17 protein-coding genes are annotated in these 19,660 nt (G+C 55.6%); 12 read left to right on the forward strand and 5 right to left on the reverse strand.

All coding sequences use genetic code 11. The features are described 5' to 3' along the window. Positions 1-68: 68 nt before the first annotated feature. Positions 69-494 (reverse strand): superoxide response transcriptional regulator SoxS, encoded by a 426-nt coding sequence (soxS, locus tag RAC60_RS15715; RefSeq protein ID WP_006121570.1) that lies wholly within the window; start codon positions 492-494, stop codon positions 69-71. Positions 495-649: 155 nt separating this feature from the next. On the opposite strand from soxS, the gene soxR reads away from it, so the two are divergent. From soxR to RAC60_RS15735, 4 genes are all read left to right on the forward strand, one after another. Next, on the forward strand, positions 650-1,135 hold the full coding sequence (gene soxR / locus RAC60_RS15720) for a redox-sensitive transcriptional activator SoxR (protein ID WP_006121571.1): 486 nt from the start codon (positions 650-652) through the stop codon (positions 1,133-1,135). Positions 1,136-1,174: 39 nt separating this feature from the next. Further along, a complete protein-coding gene (locus RAC60_RS15725) occupies positions 1,175-1,840 on the forward strand; it encodes a glutathione S-transferase family protein (RefSeq protein ID WP_375094039.1) in 666 nt (221 codons plus the stop codon). Positions 1,841-2,185: 345 nt separating this feature from the next. Continuing rightward, on the forward strand, positions 2,186-3,535 hold the full coding sequence (locus RAC60_RS15730) for an NCS2 family permease (RefSeq protein ID WP_033738992.1): 1,350 nt from the start codon (positions 2,186-2,188) through the stop codon (positions 3,533-3,535). A gap of 144 nt (positions 3,536-3,679) precedes the next feature. After that, complete coding sequence (locus RAC60_RS15735) at positions 3,680-5,332, forward strand: Na+/H+ antiporter (RefSeq protein WP_033738994.1); 1,653 nt, start codon at positions 3,680-3,682, stop codon at positions 5,330-5,332. 58 nt (positions 5,333-5,390) lie between these two features. Here RAC60_RS15735 and RAC60_RS15740 read toward each other — a convergent pair whose 3' ends face one another. Continuing rightward, positions 5,391-6,293 (reverse strand): LysR family transcriptional regulator, encoded by a 903-nt coding sequence (locus tag RAC60_RS15740; RefSeq protein ID WP_375093994.1) that lies wholly within the window; start codon positions 6,291-6,293, stop codon positions 5,391-5,393. Between the two features lie 101 nt (positions 6,294-6,394). On the opposite strand from RAC60_RS15740, the gene RAC60_RS15745 reads away from it, so the two are divergent. The 3 genes from RAC60_RS15745 to RAC60_RS15755 all read left to right on the forward strand — a co-directional run bounded on the left by RAC60_RS15745 (position 6,395) and on the right by RAC60_RS15755 (position 8,218). Continuing rightward, positions 6,395-6,820 carry a CidA/LrgA family protein gene (locus tag RAC60_RS15745; protein WP_375093995.1) on the forward strand — a complete coding sequence of 142 codons (426 nt, stop codon included), beginning with the start codon at positions 6,395-6,397 and terminating at the stop codon, positions 6,818-6,820. Then, complete coding sequence (locus RAC60_RS15750; RefSeq protein ID WP_033738999.1) at positions 6,813-7,508, forward strand: LrgB family protein; 696 nt, start codon at positions 6,813-6,815, stop codon at positions 7,506-7,508. The genes RAC60_RS15745 and RAC60_RS15750 overlap by 8 nt, the downstream gene beginning before the upstream one ends. Positions 7,509-7,672: 164 nt before the next feature. Further along, positions 7,673-8,218: a YfaZ family outer membrane protein gene (locus RAC60_RS15755; protein ID WP_006121584.1), complete on the forward strand. Its 546-nt coding sequence runs from the start codon at positions 7,673-7,675 to the stop codon at positions 8,216-8,218. Between the two features lie 67 nt (positions 8,219-8,285). Here the strand turns inward: RAC60_RS15755 and actP are convergent, their stop codons facing one another. The 3 genes from actP to acs form a co-directional block, all read right to left on the reverse strand. After that, the gene (actP, locus tag RAC60_RS15760; RefSeq protein WP_369974375.1) at positions 8,286-9,941 is read right to left on the reverse strand and encodes a cation/acetate symporter ActP; all 1,656 of its coding nucleotides are present in this window, start codon (positions 9,939-9,941) and stop codon (positions 8,286-8,288) included. Then, complete coding sequence (locus tag RAC60_RS15765; protein ID WP_375093996.1) at positions 9,938-10,267, reverse strand: DUF485 domain-containing protein; 330 nt, start codon at positions 10,265-10,267, stop codon at positions 9,938-9,940. Before RAC60_RS15765 ends, actP begins: the two co-directional genes overlap by 4 nt. A 133-nt stretch (positions 10,268-10,400) precedes the next feature. Then, positions 10,401-12,356 carry an acetate--CoA ligase gene (gene acs, locus RAC60_RS15770; protein WP_006121587.1) on the reverse strand — a complete coding sequence of 652 codons (1,956 nt, stop codon included), beginning with the start codon at positions 12,354-12,356 and terminating at the stop codon, positions 10,401-10,403. A gap of 583 nt (positions 12,357-12,939) precedes the next feature. Between acs and gltP the strand changes: the two genes are divergently transcribed. The 5 genes from gltP to RAC60_RS15795 all read left to right on the forward strand — a co-directional run bounded on the left by gltP (position 12,940) and on the right by RAC60_RS15795 (position 19,292). Continuing rightward, entirely contained in the window at positions 12,940-14,241 is a 1,302-nt protein-coding gene (gene gltP, locus RAC60_RS15775; RefSeq protein WP_006121589.1) for a glutamate/aspartate:proton symporter GltP, read from the forward strand. A 160-nt stretch (positions 14,242-14,401) separates the two neighbouring features. Continuing rightward, positions 14,402-15,313, forward strand: coding sequence for an N-acetylmuramic acid 6-phosphate etherase (murQ, locus tag RAC60_RS15780; RefSeq protein ID WP_058702401.1), 912 nt, complete (start codon positions 14,402-14,404; stop codon positions 15,311-15,313). Then, a complete protein-coding gene (gene murP, locus RAC60_RS15785; RefSeq protein ID WP_058702339.1) occupies positions 15,313-16,737 on the forward strand; it encodes a PTS N-acetylmuramic acid transporter subunit IIBC in 1,425 nt (474 codons plus the stop codon). Before murQ ends, murP begins: the two co-directional genes overlap by 1 nt. Positions 16,738-17,061: 324 nt before the next feature. After that, complete coding sequence (locus RAC60_RS15790; RefSeq protein WP_054688415.1) at positions 17,062-18,606, forward strand: PAS domain-containing methyl-accepting chemotaxis protein; 1,545 nt, start codon at positions 17,062-17,064, stop codon at positions 18,604-18,606. A 476-nt stretch (positions 18,607-19,082) separates the two neighbouring features. Further along, positions 19,083-19,292, forward strand: a complete 210-nt coding sequence (locus RAC60_RS15795) for a DUF1471 domain-containing protein (protein WP_033739003.1) — start codon at positions 19,083-19,085, stop codon at positions 19,290-19,292. Positions 19,293-19,660: the final 368 nt, after the last annotated feature.

Consider the following 19,660-nt stretch of genomic DNA (forward strand, 5'->3'; position numbering starts at 1 on the left):
GTGTCAAGCCAGCGGAAGGGTAAAAAAGAGGGATAAAGCCGTGCGCCCGATCGGGCGCACGCGGGCTGTTAATTAAGCGGACAACATTCACCCGTTGTACGCTGCGTAAAGCTGCTCATCGTTTCCCCACAGTCAAAGCTCAGCAGGCGTGGACGCTGAACCGCCTGGCGACGCATATAGTGACGATACGCCGTAGGCGTCTGGGAAAACTGGCGGCGAAAGACCCGTGAGAAGGTCTGCTGCGAATCGTAGCCATACTGCATCGCAATATCGAATACCGGACGCTGCGTCTGACGCAGCGCTTCTGCGGCCAGCGTCAGCCGGCGTTCGCGGATATAACCACCCAACGTCTGTTTCGTTACGCTACGGAACATACGTTGCAGGTGCCATTTCGAATAACCGGACTTCGCGGCCACCTCATCGATTGACAGGCTTTTATCCAGGTTCTGGTCAATCCAGTGGGTCAGTGAATGAATGATCTCTTCTTGTATCATGGCCTCATCCTTCTGGTGAATGTCCCCGTCACCGTGCATGCCGCAGTTTGTGAGGCTGATAATCAGCCTGCAGGGGGCGTGACGTCGTCAGGGCGGGTGTTGTTCTGATGGGAAAGGATTATAATTCCTCAAGTTAACTTGAGGTAAAGTGCCAGATGAAAAAAGATCGCAATTATCCAAAACCGGTGCTGACACCGGGGGAAGTCGCGCGGCGAAGCGGCGTGGCCGTATCAGCGCTGCATTTTTATGAAAGCAAAGGGCTGATTTCCAGCACGCGCAATCCCGGCAATCAGCGGCGCTACAGCCGTGATGTCCTGCGCCGTGTGGCGATCATTAAAATCGCCCAGCGCATCGGCATTCCGCTCGCCAGCGTCAGCGACAGTCTGGAAAACATGCCTGCGGATAAACGCATGTCTGCGCAGGACTGGGGCAATCTGACGCAGCACTGGCGGGATGAACTGGATAAGCGCATCGAAACCCTGACGCGCCTGCGTAACGACCTGGATGGCTGCATTGGCTGCGGCTGTTTATCCATGCGTGACTGTCCGCTCCGTAACCCCGGCGATCGGCTGGGACAGCAGGGATCAGGTGCGGTCCTGCTGGATCCCGAGCAGGATGGTTCTCTGCACAAGGTGAAGTGACGTCTATACTGTCTGCATATTCATTCGCAGGGAATCATGATGATTACTATTCACCATCTGGAACAATCTCGTTCGCACCGCGTGCTGTGGATGCTGGAAGAGCTGGAAGTGCCTTATCAGGTTAAACGTTATCAGCGTGAAGCCTCCATGCTGGCACCGGAAGCACTGAAAAAAGTGCATCCCTTAGGCAAATCGCCGGTTATCACAGATGGCAATCGGGTGGTGGCGGAGTCCGGGGCCATACTGGAATACCTCGAAGAAAAGTACGACAGCGAGAAGCGATTACAGCTTACCGACGAAGAGGCGCGCCTCCAGGCGCGTTACTGGTTACATTACGCTGAAGGTTCCCTGATGCCGCTGCTGGTCATGAAGCTGGTGTTTGGCCGGCTGGGCAGCGCGCCCGTGCCCTGGTTGCTGCGTCCCGTGGGTGCCGCGCTGGGGAAAGGCGTACAAAAAGCCTGGCTGGACAAACAGCTCCACGTCCACAGGCAAATGATCGAAGATCATCTCTCGGCCAATCCCTGGTTTGCCGGTCAACGATTCAGCATCGCCGATGTGCAAATGAGCTTTCCTGTTCTGGCGCTGAGCCAGCGCGCCGGCTTGCACAATGCGCCCGCCACGCAAAAATGGTTAACCACCGTTCAGCAGCGCGCCGCATGGCAACGGGCCATTCAACAGGGCGGTGAACTCACTCTGCCGGGCTGAGGCGATGCGCTCTGATGACGCCGTCCGGCGTCGTCTCTCTTCCACCAACATCCTCCTTCATCGACCAGCCACGCTGCCAGCAAGAATGTTACTGGCAGGTTTCCAGCACGTTCCTGATGTTACTAACCTGATCTTTATACGCAGTAATTCCCTCTGAACGGTTGAAAAGCGGCGGTTAAAGACCGGATAATCTGCCCCCTTCAGTCTGGTGGTGCTTGTTACACCCGTTCTGCGTGGCGAAGTAAACGTTTGCCTTTTGTCGGTTGCCCGTGGGTAAAGACATATTCAGGGAATGCAGAACGGTGACCGCGTGAATTACACAATAAAAATTTTTGAGGCTTAACTATGTCAATTGAATCACGCCCGACCAGTGGAAGACTGGATGCCTGGTTCGCCATTTCGGCCCGTGGCAGCAGCGTGCGACAGGAAATCCTGGCCGGGCTGACGACCTTTCTTGCCATGGTCTATTCGGTGATCGTGGTCCCCGGTATGCTGGGTAAAGCGGGGTTCTCTCCTACGGCGGTGTTTGTTGCCACCTGCCTGGTGGCAAGCTTCGGGTCAATCCTGATAGGACTGTGGGCCAATTTACCCATGGCGATTGGCTGTGCAATCTCGTTGACGGCCTTTACAGCGTTCAGTCTTGTACTGGGTCAGCACATCAGCGTGCCGGTCGCGCTTGGCGCTGTGTTCCTCATGGGGCTGCTGTTTACGCTGATTTCCACCACCGGGATTCGGGCCTGGATCTTACGTAATTTGCCGATGGGCGTCGCACACGGTACGGGCATCGGGATTGGCCTGTTTTTACTGCTGATTGCCGCTGACAACGTGGGGCTGGTGGTCAGAAACCCTGGCTCAGGTTTACCGGTGGCGTTGGGGCACTTTACCTCCTTCCCCGTCCTCATGTCTTTGCTGGGGCTGGCGGCGATTTTTGGTCTGGAGAAGCGCCGGGTGCCTGGCGGTATTTTGCTGACGGTCATCGTGATCTCTGCTCTCGGCCTGGCCTTCGATCCCGCCGTCCGCTGGCAAGGGCTGTTTGCGCTGCCGAGCCTGCGTGATGCGCAGGGGACATCGCTGTTTTTCAGCCTCGACATTATGGGCGCGTTGCAGCCTGCCGTCTTGCCCACCGTACTGGCGTTAGTGATGACGGCGGTATTTGATGCGACCGGCACGATTCGCGCCGTGGCCGGGCAGGCCAATTTACTCGATAAAGACGGGCAGATTATTAACGGCGGACGGGCACTGACCACGGATTCGCTGAGCAGCCTGTTTGCCGGACTGGTGGGCGCATCGCCTGCCGCGGTATATATTGAATCGGCGGCCGGTACGGCGGCAGGCGGTAAAACCGGCCTGACGGCAATCGTCGTGGGTCTGCTGTTTCTGGTGATTCTGTTTATGTCTCCGCTGGCTTATCTGGTACCAACTTATGCGACGGCACCCGCCCTGATGTATGTCGGCCTGCTGATGCTGAGCAACGTCGCTAAAATTGACTTCGCCGACTTTGTCGATGCGATGTCGGGCCTGCTCACCGCAGTCATTATTGTCCTGACCTGTAACATTGTTACCGGCATCATGATCGGTTTTGCCACCCTTGTGGTTGGCCGACTGTTTGCCGGTGAATGGCGTAAGTTAAATATTGGCACGGTCGTGATTGCCGTTGCGCTGGTGGCTTTTTATGCCGGAGGCTGGGCGATCTGACTGTCTGACCGGACGTGCAGCCGCGCGTCCGGAATTTTCCGCTTTTTCCTCACCGAAGCACACGTAGCTTTTTCCGCGCTTGCCAGTTTGTTTTACACTTTATCTTCACGTTGATTCAAAGATAACAACCCGCCTAAGGAAAGCATGGAAATCTTTTTTACTATTTTGATCATGACGTTGGTGGTGTCGCTCTCTGGGGTCGCCGCGCGTATCTTGCCTTTTCAAATCCCGCTGCCGCTGGTGCAAATTGCCGTTGGTGCGCTGCTGGCTTGGCCCACGTTTGGGCTGCATGTGGATTTTGACCCGGAATTATTCCTCGTCCTGTTTATTCCGCCGCTGCTCTTTGCCGACGGCTGGAAAACACCGGTCAGCGAGTTTCTGCACTATGGCCGGGAAATCCTTGGCCTGGCGCTGGTACTGGTGTTGATCACCGTCGTCGGTATCGGCTACCTGATTTACTGGACCGTGCCGGGCATTCCGCTTATCCCTGCGTTTGCGCTGGCCGCCGTGCTCTCACCCACCGATGCCGTGGCCCTTTCTGGTATCGTCGGTGAAGGCCGCATTCCTAAGAAAATCATGGCGATTCTGCAGGGCGAAGCCTTGATGAACGATGCCTCTGGCCTGGTTTCACTGAAGTTCGCCGTCGCGGTCGCGATGGGCACCATGGTATTTAGCTGGGGCGGTGCCAGCGTAGAGTTCCTCAAGGTGGCGCTGGGCGGCCTGGTGGCTGGGGTTGCGGTCTGCTGGCTTTACGGGAAGTCGCTACGTGTGCTGAACCGCTGGAGCGGCAGTGATGACGCAGCCACACAAATTGTTCTGCTGTTACTGCTGCCTTTCGCCTCTTATCTGATTGCTGAGCACCTCGGCGTATCCGGGATCTTAGCCGCCGTCGCGGCCGGGATGACGATTACGCGCTCTGGCATTATTCGTCAGGCACCGCTGACGATGCGCCTGCGCGCCAACAGCGTCTGGCATATGCTGGAATTTGTGTTTAACGGCATGGTGTTCCTGATGCTGGGCCTGCAACTGCCCTCTATCCTGCAAAAATCCATCGCCGAAGCCAATGCGGATCCCAATGTGGATATCTGGATGATTTTTGCCGATATCGTGCTGGTCTATGCGGCGTTAATGGTGGTGCGCTTCGGCTGGTTGTGGATCATGCAGCGCTTCAGTAAACGGTTGCTGAAAAACAAGCCGTTAGTGTTCTCCTCGTACTCACTGCGTGAACTGTTAATCGCCTCCTTTGCGGGCGTGCGCGGTGCGATTACGCTGGCCGGTGTGCTGTCGATCCCGCTGTTTCTGAGCAACGGCAATCCTTTCCCGGCCCGTTACGAACTGGTGTTTATCGCGACCGGGGTGATTCTGTTCTCCCTGCTGGTCGGCGTCATTATTCTGCCCGTCCTGCTGCGCGGCGTCGAAACACTGGATAAAAATGCGCATCGCCATGAAATACAGCATGCGAAGGCGGTAATGGCGGGGGCGGCGATTGAGAGTCTGCAAAAAATGGAAGCCAGGCTCGAAAAAGAAACCGATGAAAACATCGATCCAGAGCTGTTAAAAGAGGTAAGCCTGCGCGTGACCGGGAATCTGCGCCGTCGCGCCGAGGGCAAAAATGACCTTGAACATGCCCTGTTTGCCGAAAATCTGGAGCGCCGCTTCCGTCTGACCGCGCTCCGTGCCGAGCGTGCGGAGGTCTATCACCTGCGTGCCACCAAGGCGATTTCGAACGAGACCATGCAAAAATTGCTGCACGATCTGGATCTGCTGGAAGCGCTGTTGATCGAGAAAGAGGCGTAACTCGCCGCCGCTTTCGGGCCCAGCCTGCTTCGCCGTGCGGCGGTGAGCAGGCGGGGCATCAGACAGACAGGCGGGGTGCATCATCGGGCCAGTGGGCCCGGCAACAGGCGATCCAGGCCTGCGCACTGCGCGACAGATAACTTCCTTCCCGCCAAATCAGCCCCAGATGCCACTGAAGTTCAGACGCCAGCGGCAGCCACAGTAACGACTGCTTATCTAAACGCTGACAAATAGGTTCCGGCAGAATGGCCAGGCCCATCTCTGCCTGAACCATGGCGGCCAGAAAATCCCACTGCCCGCTTCGGACGGCAATCGTGGGCGTTATTCCCTGACGCTGAAACGCCTGCATCAACTGCCGGTTCAGTGAAAATTCTTCGTTAAAGATAAGCAGCGGATGCGCCGCCAGCTCAGAGAGTGAAAGCCGGGTGCGACGTAGCCAGGGCGCCTTACGCGGCAGCAACACACAGAGCGGATGGCGCATAAGGGATAAGGTGGCGAGGGGCAGTTCGGGATCGACCGGGAGCGCCGTCAGGGCGATATCCAGTGTTCCGGCCAGCACGGCTTCCTGCACCGTCAGCCCGCCAAATTCAGCAATGTTGAGTTCCACGCCCGGATAGCGGCGGCGAAACGCGGAGACGGAACCGGCAATCTGCATGCCCACCATTGGGGGAATACCGAGGCGCAACTGGCCGGTTTTCAGATCGTTAATATCGCCTATCTCTGCCTCAAGCTGATGAAACTGTTGCAGAATCGCCAGACCGCGTTGGTAGACCGCCTGACCGCTGTCCGTCAGATGCAGGCGGCGACCATCACGCAGAAGTAAGGCACAGCCCAGTTCCTCTTCTAACTGGCGCACCATTTTGCTGATTGTCGGCTGCGTCACGAACAACGCCTGTGCAGCCCGGGTAAAGCTTTGTTGGCGGACGACCTCGGTAAAGTAACGCAGGGCGCGAACGTCCATAACTATTCCCTTTTGGCATGATTTGGATAATTTTAATTCATTTCTTTCACCCCATGCAGCAAATCTATACTGGACGCATTCATTCCAGAGGGGAAAGACAAATGGCACTGGCCTTGCGTCGCCTGAACGTCAGCCACATAAACCGGCTGAGCGTGCCGGTACAACTGGCGCTCTACATCTCGCTGTTTATCGCCAGCGAACAGTTGGTGAACTGGCTGCACTTGCCGCTGCCAGCCAACGTGGTAGGCATGCTCCTGCTGCTGTTGCTTATCGCGCTGCGTATTTTACCCCTGCGCTGGGTAAAGGCCGGGTCAAGCTGGTTGCTGGCAGAGATGCTACTGTTTTTTATCCCGGCGGTGGTTGCGGTCATCAACTACGCGGACCTGCTGCAGGTGGACGGCTGGCGAATTTTTCTGGTGATTGCGGTCAGTACCACGCTGGTGCTGGCGGCAACGGCGCTGGTTGTGGACTGGCTTTATCGGTTTGAAGTGGCGCGCGCGGCGCGTAAGAAGAACAACGATGCCTGATTTGCCGATCAGCCTCCTGTGCGCGGCCGCCACGTTAGTGATCTACTACGTGAATAAACGGCTGTATCGACGCTGGCCAACGCTGCTGCTGATGCCGTTGATCATGACGCCCATGATTCTGGTGCTGCTGTTGCTGGTCACCCATATCAGCTGGCAAAACTACATTGCCGAAAGTCACTGGTTGCTTTGGCTGTTGGGGCCCGCCACGCTGGCCTTTGCAGTGCCCGTGTACGAAAACATGGACGTGATAAAACGCCACTGGTTATCGCTCAGCGCCGGTGTGCTGACCGCCACCACGGTATCGGTGTGCAGCTCGGTGTGGCTGGCGCGTTTGCTGAGTTTGCCCGAAAGCCTGCAACGCAGCCTGGCGGTGCGCTCCATTACCACGCCTTTTGCCCTGGCGGCCGCCAAACCCATGGGCGCACAGCCCGATCTGGTGGCGCTGTTTGTGGTCATTACTGGCGTATTTGGCATGGCGGTCGGCGACGTCCTGTTTTTACGCATTGCTATCCAGCAAAGCGTGGCGAAAGGGGCTGGATTTGGGGCCGCCTCCCACGGTGCGGGCACCGCGCGGGCTTACCAGCTGGGCCAACAGGAAGGCGTCGTGTCCAGCCTGGTGATGATGTTATCCGGCGTGGTTACGGTGATTCTGGCACCGTTAATCGGGCACATTATGTGGGCACAGTAAGGCGGCAGACGGCACAACGGTGCCCGCCGTCACTGGCCAGCTGACAGACATGATTGTCATGAATGACATCACTTTTTACGTAAAGCTTTCCAAATAAAGTTGTCACCTCGTTTCAGACTGCTACCCTTGAGGCGGAATTATTGGACCCCTCATGGAGTAGAATCATGTTTAAACAACTTGTCACAGGAAGCGCGCTGAGCGTTATGTTGCTGAGCGGCGCTGCGCAGGCTATCGAAGGCAGCGTGGATGTGGGCGAGCACAGTACGAATCTCAATCTCGGACTGGGCACCACGTCACCGGGCCTGTTCCTGAATGGCAACTGGTTACGTAGCGATCATGACGGAAGCACCTACGGTGCAGGACTGGGTTACAACGTTGATGTTGGCGATTTGCGCCTGGCGCCAACCGCAAAGGCGATTTTTACCCATCCTGAAGACGGGAAAGACGGATTTGCGGTGGCGCTGGGCGGCAGCGCGCAGTACAACATCAATAGCATGTGGGGCTTATTCGGTCAGTACTATTACGCACCAGAAGGCCTGACTGACCACCTGGACAGCTACCAGGAGGCAAGCGGTGGTGTGAGCTTCACGCCTGTTTCTCTGCTTAACCTGCGCGTCGGTTATCAGTATATCGAGCTGAATAACAAAGGTGGCCGTAAAGATAACGTACTGGTCGACGGTCCGTACGTCGGCGCGTCACTGCGTTTCTGACAGCGGTCTGAGAAAAAGGGCAGCGACCTGGCGGTGGCTGCCCTTTTTTTATTGCAGGCACTACAGATTAGTGTGCTTTACCCTGCTCAATACCTGAACCCGTCTGGGAACGAATAAACTGTGCCCGGAAACGGGAGCGTTCTTCTGCGCCCTGCGGTGAATGGTCGGTAATGGAAAACAGCCAGGTGCCAATAAAGGCGATGGCAATGGAGAACAGCGCCGGATATTCATAAGGGTAAATGGGGGAAGCATGTCCCAGCACCTGTACCCAGACCGTGGGGCCCAGGATCATCAGCACCACTGCCGTGATCAGCCCCAGCCAGCCGCCCACCATAGCACCTCGTGTGGTGAGCTTTGACCAGTACATGGACAGCAGGATAATCGGGAAGTTACAGCTGGCCGCGATCGAGAAGGCCAGTCCCACCATAAACGCGATGTTCTGCTTCTCAAACAGAATGCCCAGCGCGATGGCTACTGCGCCAAGCACCAGCACCGTAATTTTCGATACCCGCAGTTCGTCGCGCTCGCTGGCCTGGCCTTTACGGTAAACGCTGGCGTACAAATCATGCGACACCGCCGACGCGCCAGCCAGGGTCAGGCCCGCCACCACCGCCAGAATCGTGGCGAAAGCGACGGCGGAAATAAAGCCCAGGAAGGTACTGCCGCCCACGGCGTTAGCCAGATGCACTGCCGCCATGTTGGTGCCGCCGATCAGCGCACCCGAAGCATCTTTAAAGGCCGGGTTAGCTCCGACCAGTAAAATGGCACCGAATCCGATGATAAAGGTCAGGAAATAGAAGTAACCCATAAAGCCGGTGGCCCAGAAAACGCTTTTACGCGCCTCTTTCGCATCGGCGACGGTAAAGAAACGCATCAGGATATGCGGTAAGCCCGCCGTTCCAAACATCAGCCCCAGCCCCAGCGACAGGGCAGATATCGGGTCTTTAACCAGCCCGCCAGGCTGCATAATGGCCGCCCCTTTCGGATGCACTGCCATCGCCTCAGTGAACAACGTATTAAAGCTGAAGCCGGTACTTTTCATCACCATAATCGCCATAAATGAGGCACCGAACAGCAGCAGAACGGCTTTGATGATCTGGACCCAGGTCGTCGCCAGCATCCCGCCAAACAGCACGTACAGCACCATCAAAATGCCCACCAGAATGACGGCGATATGATAGTTCAGACCAAACAGTAACTGAATCAGCTTACCGGCACCGACCATCTGCGCAATCAGGTAAAGCGCAACCACCACCAGTGAGCCGCAGGCGGACAGGGTGCGAATGGGCTTTTGTTTGAGGCGGTAAGAGGCAACATCGGCAAAGGTATACCGGCCCAGGTTACGCAGACGTTCAGCAATCAGGAACAGGATCATCGGCCAGCCGACCAGAAAACCGAGCGAATAGATTAAGCCGTCATAACCCGAGGTATAAACCAGCGCAGAAATCCCCAGAAAGGAGGCGGCAGACATAAAGTCACCGGCCATCGCCAGCCCATTCTGGAAGCCGGTAATATTGCCGCCCGCCGTATAATAATCGCTACGCGAGCGGGTTCGCTTTGACGCCCAGTAAGTAATACTCAGCGTCGCACCGACAAAAATGACAAACATCACAATGGCCTGATAATTAACGGCCTGCTTCTGTACCGCCCCGGTAATCGCATCGGCGGCCAGGGCGGAAAAGGGCAGGAGGGCGGCCAGCATCCACAGCATAAGACGCATCATGGTTTTACCTCGCGGAGGATAGCCTTTGTCAGGCGATCAAACTCGCCATTGGCGTGCCAGACATACACGCCGGTCAGTAAAAAGGAGATAACGATCAGGCCCACGCCAATCGGAATACCGCGCGTCACGTTGGTACCGGCATGCAGCGGCGTACCTAACCAGCCGGGAGCAAACGCAATCAGCAGAATAAAGCCGACATAGAGCACCAGCATGATTAGCGACAGCAGCAGGGCAAAGGACTGGCGCTTATGGACCAACTCCTGAAAGCGCGGATTTTTTTCAATTTGTTGGTAGATTCTTTCCTGTTCGGGCAGGGCATCGTTCATCACATTATCTCCAGAAGCTTGCAGGCGTGGACCTCACGCAACGGCGTGAATGCGTTATATTTTTTGTGACTACAGAAACACACTACGTAGGGAAGCGGTGGCGGAAAGCCTGATGCTTTCCGCCGGCGTGGTATTACGGCAGGGTGATGGATTGTTTCTCTTCAAGCAGTTTCTCAACGACGCCAGGATCGGCCAGCGTGGAGGTATCGCCTAAATTACTGGTATCGCCTGCGGCAATCTTGCGCAGAATACGGCGCATGATTTTGCCGGAACGGGTTTTTGGCAGCGAATCCGTCCAGTGCAGTACATCAGGCGTGGCAATCGGGCCAATCTCTTTACGCACCCAGTTACGGACCTCGGTATAAAGCTCCGGTGAGGGCTCTTCCCCGTGATTCAGGGTGATATAGGCATAAATAGCCTGGCCCTTAATGCTGTGCGGAATACCTACCACGGCCGCTTCGGCAATTTTCGGATGCGACACCAGCGCGGATTCGATCTCGGCGGTGCCCAGGCGGTGCCCAGACACGTTCAGTACGTCATCCACACGGCCAGTAATCCAGTAGTAGCCGTCCTCATCACGTCGCGCGCCATCGCCGCTGAAATAGGCATTTTTAAAGGTCGAAAAGTAGGTCTGCTCGAAACGTTCATGATCGCCAAACAGCGTACGCGCCTGACCTGGCCAGGAATCCGTGATCACCAGATTACCTTCACAGGCGCCGTCCTGAGGATTGCCTTCGTTATCCACCAGGGCAGGCTGGACGCCGAAGAACGGTGTGGTCGCCGAGCCGGGTTTCAGCACGGTGGCACCCGGCAACGGCGTAATCATGAAACCGCCGGTCTCTGTCTGCCACCAGGTATCGACAATCGGACACCGGCTGTTGCCGATTTTTTTGTGATACCACTCCCAGGCTTCCGGGTTAATGGGCTCGCCCACTGAACCCATGATACGCAGGCTGCTACGGTCGGTGCCCTCAATCGCTTTATCCCCTTCCGCCATCAGCGCGCGGATAGCGGTAGGCGCGGTATACAACAGGGTCACCTTATGCTTATCAATCACCTGGCCCATGCGCGCTGGCGTCGGCCAGTTTGGCACGCCTTCAAACATCAGCGTCGTGGCCCCACAGGCCAGGGGACCATAGAGCAGATAGCTGTGGCCGGTGACCCAGCCCACGTCCGCCGTACACCAGTAAACGTCATCCTGATGATAATCAAAGACAAATTTAAAGGTCGTGGCGGCGTAAACCAGATAGCCACCCGTGGTATGCAGTACGCCTTTAGGCTTACCGGTTGAACCGGAGGTGTAGAGAATAAACAGTGGATCTTCGGCCTGCATTTCGGCGGCAGAGTGGTTGGTGCTGGCGTTCTGCATCAGCTCATGCCAGTGCCGATCGCGTCCTTCAACCCAGCCGACATCTTTGCCGGTACGTTGAAAGACCACCACGTTTTTCACGCTGTTCACATTGGGATTTTTTAATGCATCATCCACATTTTTCTTCAGTGGAATCGTGCGGCCCGCACGTACGCCTTCGTCGGCTGTCACAATCAATGATGCGCTGGAGTCGATCACCCGGCCCGCGACGGCTTCCGGTGAGAAGCCGCCGAAAATGACGGAGTGCACCGCCCCGATGCGAGCACAGGCCAGCATCGCGACGGCGGCCTCGGGCACCATGGGCATATAAATCGCCACGACGTCGCCTTTTTTAACGCCAAGCAGTTCCAGCACATTGGCAAAGCGGCACACATCAGCATGCAGCTGACGGAAGGTCAGGATTTTGCTTTCACTGGCATCGTCGCCTTCCCAGATAATGGCGGGATGATCGCCCCGGGTAGCCAGATGGCGATCCAGGCAGTTGGCGGCCAGATTGAGCGTGCCGTCTTCATACCAACGAATTGAAATATTGCCTGGCGCAAATGAGGTGTTTTTGACTTTGCTGTAAGGTTTTATCCAGTCGAGGATTTTACCTTGTTCCCCCCAGAAGGTTTCTGGATCGGTAACAGACTGCTGGTACATCGCCTGATACTGTTCGGCCGTAATCAGCGCGGTTGCTGCGATATTTTCTGGAACAGGATAGTTATGATTTTGGCTCATGGCGATTCTCCTTGAAGATGTTAATCATATGTCAATCAATAGTTAAGTGAAGCAGAGCAACAAGATTTGTTTCTTTTTTGCGCCATAGATCACGCGTTAACCTTGTTGACATAAAAACGTCGCAAAAGAATGAAAAACGTGCTAACGCCATGCAAAGGATAGGGATTTAGATTGCAACATTTTGTGTCTTGCGCTGTTTAAAAAAGCAGCGAACGAACCGCGTAGCGTTTGCCCACAATCTGAATAGCTATGCGAAAACTTATCGAAAGTTTACTTTTCATAACAGCAGGTTAGGAATAAATAGCCGCATCAGCATTTTATGCTTAAGAGATGGTTAAGTTTTAATCGAAGCCACCAAGGGTTGCATTTACTGCAGCGAAAATGGTACTTATCTCGCCCCTGATAATCAGGTATCAACTCAGACCGCGTCTGAAATGGGTTTAGAAATCATCGCATCGCAATGCGGGACGCTGTCTAAAACACCCTCTACTTTACCGGGCTTTTTGCTCACTTCCCTGTGTGTATTGTCTTCTGCACCTTCGCAGTAGAGAGAAACGGGTTTTGACTGAGGAAATTACGCGTTATGAAAGGTTTTAAAATCAGCCTTGCGTGGCAGATTCTGATAGCACTGGTGCTCGGCATCATCGTGGGTGCCGTATTGCATAATCAGCCAGATGATCGTGAATGGTTAGTCAATAATATTCTCAGCCCGGCGGGCGATATCTTTATTCACCTGATAAAGATGATTGTCGTGCCTATCGTGATTTCATCCCTGATTGTCGGTATAGCCGGTGTTGGTGATGCGAAAAAGCTGGGTCGTATTGGTCTCAAAACCATTGTGTACTTTGAAGTGATTACCACCGTTGCCATTGTGGTCGGGATTACCCTGGCAAATGTGTTTAAGCCCGGCACTGGCATTGATATGTCTACGCTGGCAACGGTGGACATCTCTAAATATGAAGCCACGACGGCGCAGGTACAGGAAGGGACGCACAGTCTGGTTGCGACGATCCTTTCTTTGATCCCGCAGAACATCTTTGCCGCGATGGCGAAGGGTGAAATGCTGCCGATTATTTTCTTCTCAGTCCTGTTTGGTCTGGGGCTGTCGGCCCTGCCCTCCGAACAGCGCGATCCGCTGGTCAACCTGTTCCGCGGCGTGTCTGAAACCATGTTTAAAGTGACGCATATGATCATGCGCTACGCGCCAGTAGGCGTGTTTGCTTTGATCGCCGTGACGATTGCTAACTTTGGTTTTGCCTCGCTGTGGCCACTCGCGAAGCTGGTGTTGCTGGTCTATGTCGCTATCCTGTTCTTTGCGTTTGTGGTGCTGGGGGCGGTAGCACGCTTCTGCAAACTGCGCATTACTACGCTGATGCGCATTTTAAAAGACGAGCTGATCCTGTCCTACTCGACCTCCAGTTCTGAAACCGTGCTGCCACGCATCATGGAGAAGATGGAAGCTTACGGTGCGCCAAAAGCCATCACCAGCTTCGTCGTGCCCACCGGCTACTCGTTTAACCTGGATGGTTCAACGTTATACCAAAGTATCGCCGCGATTTTCATCGCGCAGCTGTACGGTATCGACCTGTCACTGACTGATGAAATCATCCTGGTGCTGACGCTGATGGTGACCTCTAAAGGGATTGCAGGCGTGCCAGGCGTTTCGTTTGTCGTCCTGCTGGCGACGCTTGGCAGCGTCGGTATTCCGCTGGAAGGACTGGCGTTTATTGCTGGCGTTGACCGCATCATGGATATGGCCCGTACCGCGCTGAATGTCGTGGGTAACGCCCTGGCGGTGCTGGTGATTGCCCGCTGGGAAAACCAGTTCGATGCAGAGCAGGCGAAAGCGTATGAATTGCAGTTACGGACGCAAACCGCGCCTTAATGCGGATTAGCAAATCAAAGGCTCAACGATGGTTGGGCCTTTTTTTTATTCTGTCTGGCTGCACCGCTCACGGCGCCACAAAAAAGCAGCTGGAAAGGATGAATTTTTCATTCGCTGTGTTAAAAATATCCAGAATAAATTATTCCTGTGGAGAACAAGCGTGAAAATCGATCTCAGTCAGATGGTCACGGAAGGGCGCAATCCGGCCAGCCTGAATATTGACGAAATGAGCACGGAAGCGATGCTTCGCGTCATTAATGATGAAGATAAAAAAGTTGCGCTGGCCGTTGAGGCTATTGTGCCGGCTATCGCCCGCGCTGTGGATATTATCTGCGCCGCCTTTCAGGCCGGTGGGCGACTGATATACGTGGGCGCGGGCACCTCCGGCCGCCTGGGGATCCTGGATGCAAGTGAATGCCCACCAACTTTTGGCACACCGCGTGAGCAGGTAACTGGCCTGATTGCCGGGGGCCATCAGGCCATTTTGCAGGCGGTGGAAAACGCTGAAGATAATGTGGCGCAAGGCGCGCAGGATCTGAAAGACATCCACTTCAGCCAGCAGGACGTGCTGGTGGGCATCGCCGCCAGTGGACGCACGCCTTATGTTCTGGGCGCGCTCGATTACGCCCGGCAATGTGGGGCGACGACGGTTGCGCTGACCTGTAATCCGCACAGCGAAATGGCCGACGTCGCCGATATTGCCCTGACGCCCGTGGTCGGGCCTGAAGTGGTGACGGGGTCATCACGCATGAAGGCGGGGACCGCACAGAAGCTGGTCCTGAATATGCTGACGACCGGCGCGATGATTCGTACAGGCAAAGTCTTCGGCAATCTGATGGTGGACGTTGAAGCCACGAACCAGAAGCTGGTACAGCGCCAGGTCAATATTGTGATGCAGGCTACTGATTGTGATGAAGCCTGCGCCAGTGCCGCCCTGGCGGCCTGCGGCGGGCACTGCAAAACCGCCATTCTCATGGTGCTGGCGGAACTGAGTGCTGATGAGGCAAAAACGTTGCTGACCCAACATCAGGGCTTTATTCGTCGGGCGCTACAGGCTGCGGGAGCACGCTGATGGCGGACGTGACCGATGCACTTCTGCACGCTATCGTGCAGGCAGCAGGCGGCGCAGACAATATTGCCGTTTGCGGCCATTGTATGACCCGTTTACGCCTGACGCTGAAGCAGAATCAGGCTGACATCGCCCGGCTGAAAGGTTTGCCTGGCGTGCTGGGTGTCATCAAGGGTGACGATCAACTGCAGATCGTGCTCGGTCCCGGCAAGGCGCAAACGGCGGCGGAACGGATGCATTTGCTGCTTTCACAGGGGGCATCGAATCTGCAACAGGTGGCTGCGCAACAAAAACAGCAGATAAAGGCCAGACAGACCCGCGCAGTGCATCAGTTTCTGGCACGTTTCGCCACCCTTTTCACACCGCTCATCCCCGGCTTTATCGCCGCAGGTTTACTGCTGGGATTCGCCACGCTGATTGAGCAAAGCCTGCACCTCAGCACGCCGGGCGCACATCCTGCAGGCTTACTGCACACCGTGGCCTATATGAAAGTGTTCAGTAAAGGGTTATTCACCTTTCTCAGCATCCTGATTGGCTATAACGCGCAAAAAGCCTTTGGCGGCACCGGCGTAAACGGGGCCATTATCGCCTCGCTGTTTCTTCTGGGCTATGTGCCCGATGCGAAGGTCGGCTATTACAGCGGCATGGACAGCTTTTTTGGTCTGGCTATCGATCCGCGTGGCAACATTATCGGTGTGCTGCTGGCCGCGATGTTTGGTGGCTGGCTGGAAAGGCAGTTGCGCAAGGTCATCCCGGATAACCTGGATATGATTCTTACCGCCCTGTTAACCTTATTAATCACGGGCGCGCTGACTTATCTGCTCATCATGCCGCTCGGCGGCGAGCTGTTTAAGGGAATGTCGTGGTTGTTTATCCACCTCAATAACAACCCCTTCGGCTGCGCCCTGCTGGCTGGGCTGTTTTTGATCGCCGTGATGTTTGGCATTCATCAGGGGTTTATTCCGGTCTATTTTGCGCTGATGGAAACCCAGGGATTTAATTCACTGTTCCCTGTTCTGGCTATGGCCGGTGCCGGTCAGGTGGGGGCCGCACTGGCGCTCTGGTGTAAAGCGGAAAAAGGCGCGTTGTTGCGCACCCAGATAAAAGGCGCCATCGTGCCCGGCTTGCTGGGCGTGGGTGAACCGCTGATTTATGGCGTCACGCTACCGCGGCTCAGACCCTTTATTACGGCCTGCGGCGGCGGGGCAGTGGGCGGATTTTTTATCGGTCTGGTGGCCTGGCTGGGGCTGCCGGTCGGCATGAATACGGTATTTGGTCCTTCGGGTCTGGTCACGCTTCCGTTAATGACCTCGCATCAGGGCATTTTTGCTGGCATGGCCGTGTACCTGGGCGGTTTGATCGTGGCCTGGGTCAGTGGCTTTGTACTGACGTGGTGGTTTGGCTTACGGGATGTCGATTTAAGCTGAATCCATAAGGAATGCGCTATTAACCCGTCAAGCGGTACGGTAAGACGTTAGTCTCACTGCGGATGTCACGCGCCGGGCGCGGGTGGGATAGTGCTGCGCGCTAATCAGTTGCGTTAAAGTAAATCGTTAAAATGTAATGGGTTAAAAATTCCCGTGAGTAAACGAAGCCGCTACTGAGCGGCTTTTTTAATGCAATAAATTAACGCGTAGCACTAAAGTGTAAATGCGCCACTGCCGAAAACATAAAAAAAGGTAAAGCTTACCTTTCACGTGCTTTCATCCATGCTTCTGGTGCAAGTCTGACTGGTACTATCAAGGACTCCTATGCGCAACAACCAACCTGTTTCTCAGCGTGAATATGTGTATGACGATCATGCCACACTGATGACAACGACCGATCTCAACAGCTATATCACCTATGCCAATGATGCATTCGTTGAAGCCAGTGGCTTTTCATCTGATGAGGTCAAAGGGCAGCCGCACAATATGGTGCGTCACCCGGATATGCCACCCGAAGCTTTTGCCGATATGTGGGCGACGTTAAAACAGGGCGAACCCTGGACAGCGCTGGTGAAAAACCGCCGCAAAAACGGGGATCACTACTGGGTGCGGGCGAACGCGATTCCGGTGGTGCGCAACGGTCAGGTGCAGGGTTATATGTCGGTGCGGACGAAGCCATCCGCTCAGGATGTGAAAGCCAGTGAAGCGCTCTACCGTGATTTTCGTGAAGGTCGCGCGCAAGGCCGCCGCTTTCACAAAGGATTAATTGTGCGCAGCGGCTGGCGCCGCCTCGGCTCGATCTTAAAAACGCTGCCACTGCGCTGGCGCATTCGTACGGCGCTGCTGGCTTTATTGCCGCTGTCCGTCGCAGGCGTCTGGGCGCTGGGAATGGCACCGCTGGCGCTGAGCGGATTTGCGGGCGGCATGGCCGTTCTGTTGCTGCTTGCCAGCCTGTGGCTGGAGCAGCAAATTTCCCGTCCTGTTGAGCGCATGTGCAAACAGGCACTGCGCGTGGCCACCGGGGCCAGTCACCAGGTGGAGCAGATGGACCGCATTGACGAGGTGGGGCTGACGTTGCGCGCCATTGGGCAGCTAGGGCTGATGTTCCGCTGGCTGGTGGACGATGTGAGTGGCCAGGCGATTAACGTGCTGAGCGCCAGTGACGCCATTGCCCGCAGTAACAATGAACTGAGCCGCCGGACCGAACAGGCCGCAGCGAACGTGCAGCAAACGGCCGCGACCATGAACGAAATGACCGCCACCGTGAAGAGTAATACGCAAACGGCCCAGGAGGTGAGTTCGCTCTCCGTCAATACCAGCGATGCGGCAAGCAAAGGTGGCGAGGTGATGAAAGAGATGATGAGCATGATGGCGGATATCGCCGACAGCTCAGAACGCATTGCCAGCATCACCAGCGTAATCGACAGCATCGCGTTCCAGACCAATATTCTGGCGCTGAACGCCGCCGTTGAGGCGGCACGCGCAGGTGAGCAGGGTAAAGGCTTCGCCGTTGTGGCTGGCGAAGTACGCAGCCTTGCACAGCGCAGCGCAAAAGCCGCCAGCGAGATTAAAGCACTGGTGGAAACCAGCGCCAGCCGGGTCAGTTCAGGCAACGAGCACGCCGGTGCTGCGGGACATACCATGCAGGATATTGTGCAGCAGGTGCAGAACGTCACTTCGCTCGTTGCCCAAATCAGCGCGGCCACGGCGGAACAGGCGACCGCGCTCAGTGAAGTCAGCACGGCGGTAGAAGATCTGGACGATATTACCCATCAAAACGCCGCCCGCGTTCAGGAAAGCGCAGAAGCGTCGGGCCGTATGACCCATCAGGCTAACCGTCTGGTGGAAGCGATCAGCGTGTTCCGCTAAGTTTTGACCGGCCTGCCACCGGATGGTGTTGTGCCATTCGGCGTGATCACGCTCTTCGCGCGCGCAGGGTGCGAACCGTGATCATGCCGTCTGGTACGGCATGATCGCTAAGAGGCTTTCCCGTCCTAATCGTCTCTTCTGCTGCCCAATTGCGTACCCTCAGCCAACATCCCATCACGGCCTGACTCGTCTCAGAGCATCACGGCGTAACGCCTGTCTTTGCCGTCTTGTGACATAACAGCATAGCGCTGGGCGAAAGTCGTCAGGCGCACAGGTAGTCATTAATACTGCCTGCTATGCAAGGTGTAGTCATTTAACCTTTCGTGTTTAAACAGCGCTAAACGTGCTTTTCATTTTCAGTTTTATTGAATGATATGAGCAAAACCCTCTGCTTTTTCTTGTGCGATATTCGTCCTATTATGCTTTCACACAAGGCATGTAGCCTTATCTAAACGAAAAAGACCGAGGAATTGACCATGAAAACTATCAAAACTTTTGCTGCATTAATCGCCCTGACTATTCTGCCTGTTGCGGCTTTTGCACAAACTGTGACGGCGACCGGCTCAACACTGGACAGCGCAGAAGCGAAAATTGCTGCTCAGGCGCAGGATGCTGGTGCTTCCTATAAGATCACCGAAGCGAACACCAACAACGGTGTGCACATGACGGCTGAGTTGTATAAATAAGCCTTGAACGTCTGTGCTGACAGGACGCCTGATGGCGTCCTGGCTCCGTTTTTAGCGCAACAGAACCTGTCACTTTACTGCCTCTACTCCGCTTTCCGGCATCATTCTGCCCCATCGGGCCTGTCTCTTTGACCAACAGATCGTTCGCTTAACCGTTCAGCCTTTGCCAGAAAAGCCCCTTGTATGCGCGCCATCATCCCTCAACGCTGCGCGTACCGGCGATAACCCGGGCGCGGATGTCGTCCTGAACGGACAACACCGCGGCATCATGCGCAATGAATGGCAGGAGAAGGAAAAGGAAAGTGGGGGAGACAATGCGGAATCGACCGCTGGTCGCCTGCGGCAACTACCCCAGGCGACCAGAAAGG

It is taken from the genome of Pantoea sp. BR_17 (assembly GCF_041955125.1).
Taxonomy (GTDB): Bacteria; Pseudomonadota; Gammaproteobacteria; order Enterobacterales; family Enterobacteriaceae; genus Pantoea; species Pantoea stewartii.

Bases quoted from the DNA above. Each gene is read 5' to 3' on its own strand.
- soxS (WP_006121570.1), bottom strand. From the start codon at position 494: ATGATACAAGAAGAGATCATTCATTCACTGACCCACTGGATTGACCAG.
- soxR (WP_006121571.1), top strand. From the start codon at position 650: ATGAAAAAAGATCGCAATTATCCAAAACCGGTGCTGACACCGGGGGAA.
- RAC60_RS15725 (WP_375094039.1), top strand. From the start codon at position 1,175: ATGATTACTATTCACCATCTGGAACAATCTCGTTCGCACCGCGTGCTG.
- RAC60_RS15730 (WP_033738992.1), top strand. From the start codon at position 2,186: ATGTCAATTGAATCACGCCCGACCAGTGGAAGACTGGATGCCTGGTTC.
- RAC60_RS15735 (WP_033738994.1), top strand. From the start codon at position 3,680: ATGGAAATCTTTTTTACTATTTTGATCATGACGTTGGTGGTGTCGCTC.
- RAC60_RS15740 (WP_375093994.1), bottom strand. From the start codon at position 6,293: ATGGACGTTCGCGCCCTGCGTTACTTTACCGAGGTCGTCCGCCAACAA.
- RAC60_RS15745 (WP_375093995.1), top strand. From the start codon at position 6,395: ATGGCACTGGCCTTGCGTCGCCTGAACGTCAGCCACATAAACCGGCTG.
- RAC60_RS15750 (WP_033738999.1), top strand. From the start codon at position 6,813: ATGCCTGATTTGCCGATCAGCCTCCTGTGCGCGGCCGCCACGTTAGTG.
- RAC60_RS15755 (WP_006121584.1), top strand. From the start codon at position 7,673: ATGTTTAAACAACTTGTCACAGGAAGCGCGCTGAGCGTTATGTTGCTG.
- actP (WP_369974375.1), bottom strand. From the start codon at position 9,941: ATGATGCGTCTTATGCTGTGGATGCTGGCCGCCCTCCTGCCCTTTTCC.
- RAC60_RS15765 (WP_375093996.1), bottom strand. From the start codon at position 10,267: ATGAACGATGCCCTGCCCGAACAGGAAAGAATCTACCAACAAATTGAA.
- acs (WP_006121587.1), bottom strand. From the start codon at position 12,356: ATGAGCCAAAATCATAACTATCCTGTTCCAGAAAATATCGCAGCAACC.
- gltP (WP_006121589.1), top strand. From the start codon at position 12,940: ATGAAAGGTTTTAAAATCAGCCTTGCGTGGCAGATTCTGATAGCACTG.
- murP (WP_058702339.1), top strand. From the start codon at position 15,313: ATGGCGGACGTGACCGATGCACTTCTGCACGCTATCGTGCAGGCAGCA.
- RAC60_RS15790 (WP_054688415.1), top strand. From the start codon at position 17,062: ATGCGCAACAACCAACCTGTTTCTCAGCGTGAATATGTGTATGACGAT.
- RAC60_RS15795 (WP_033739003.1), top strand. From the start codon at position 19,083: ATGAAAACTATCAAAACTTTTGCTGCATTAATCGCCCTGACTATTCTG.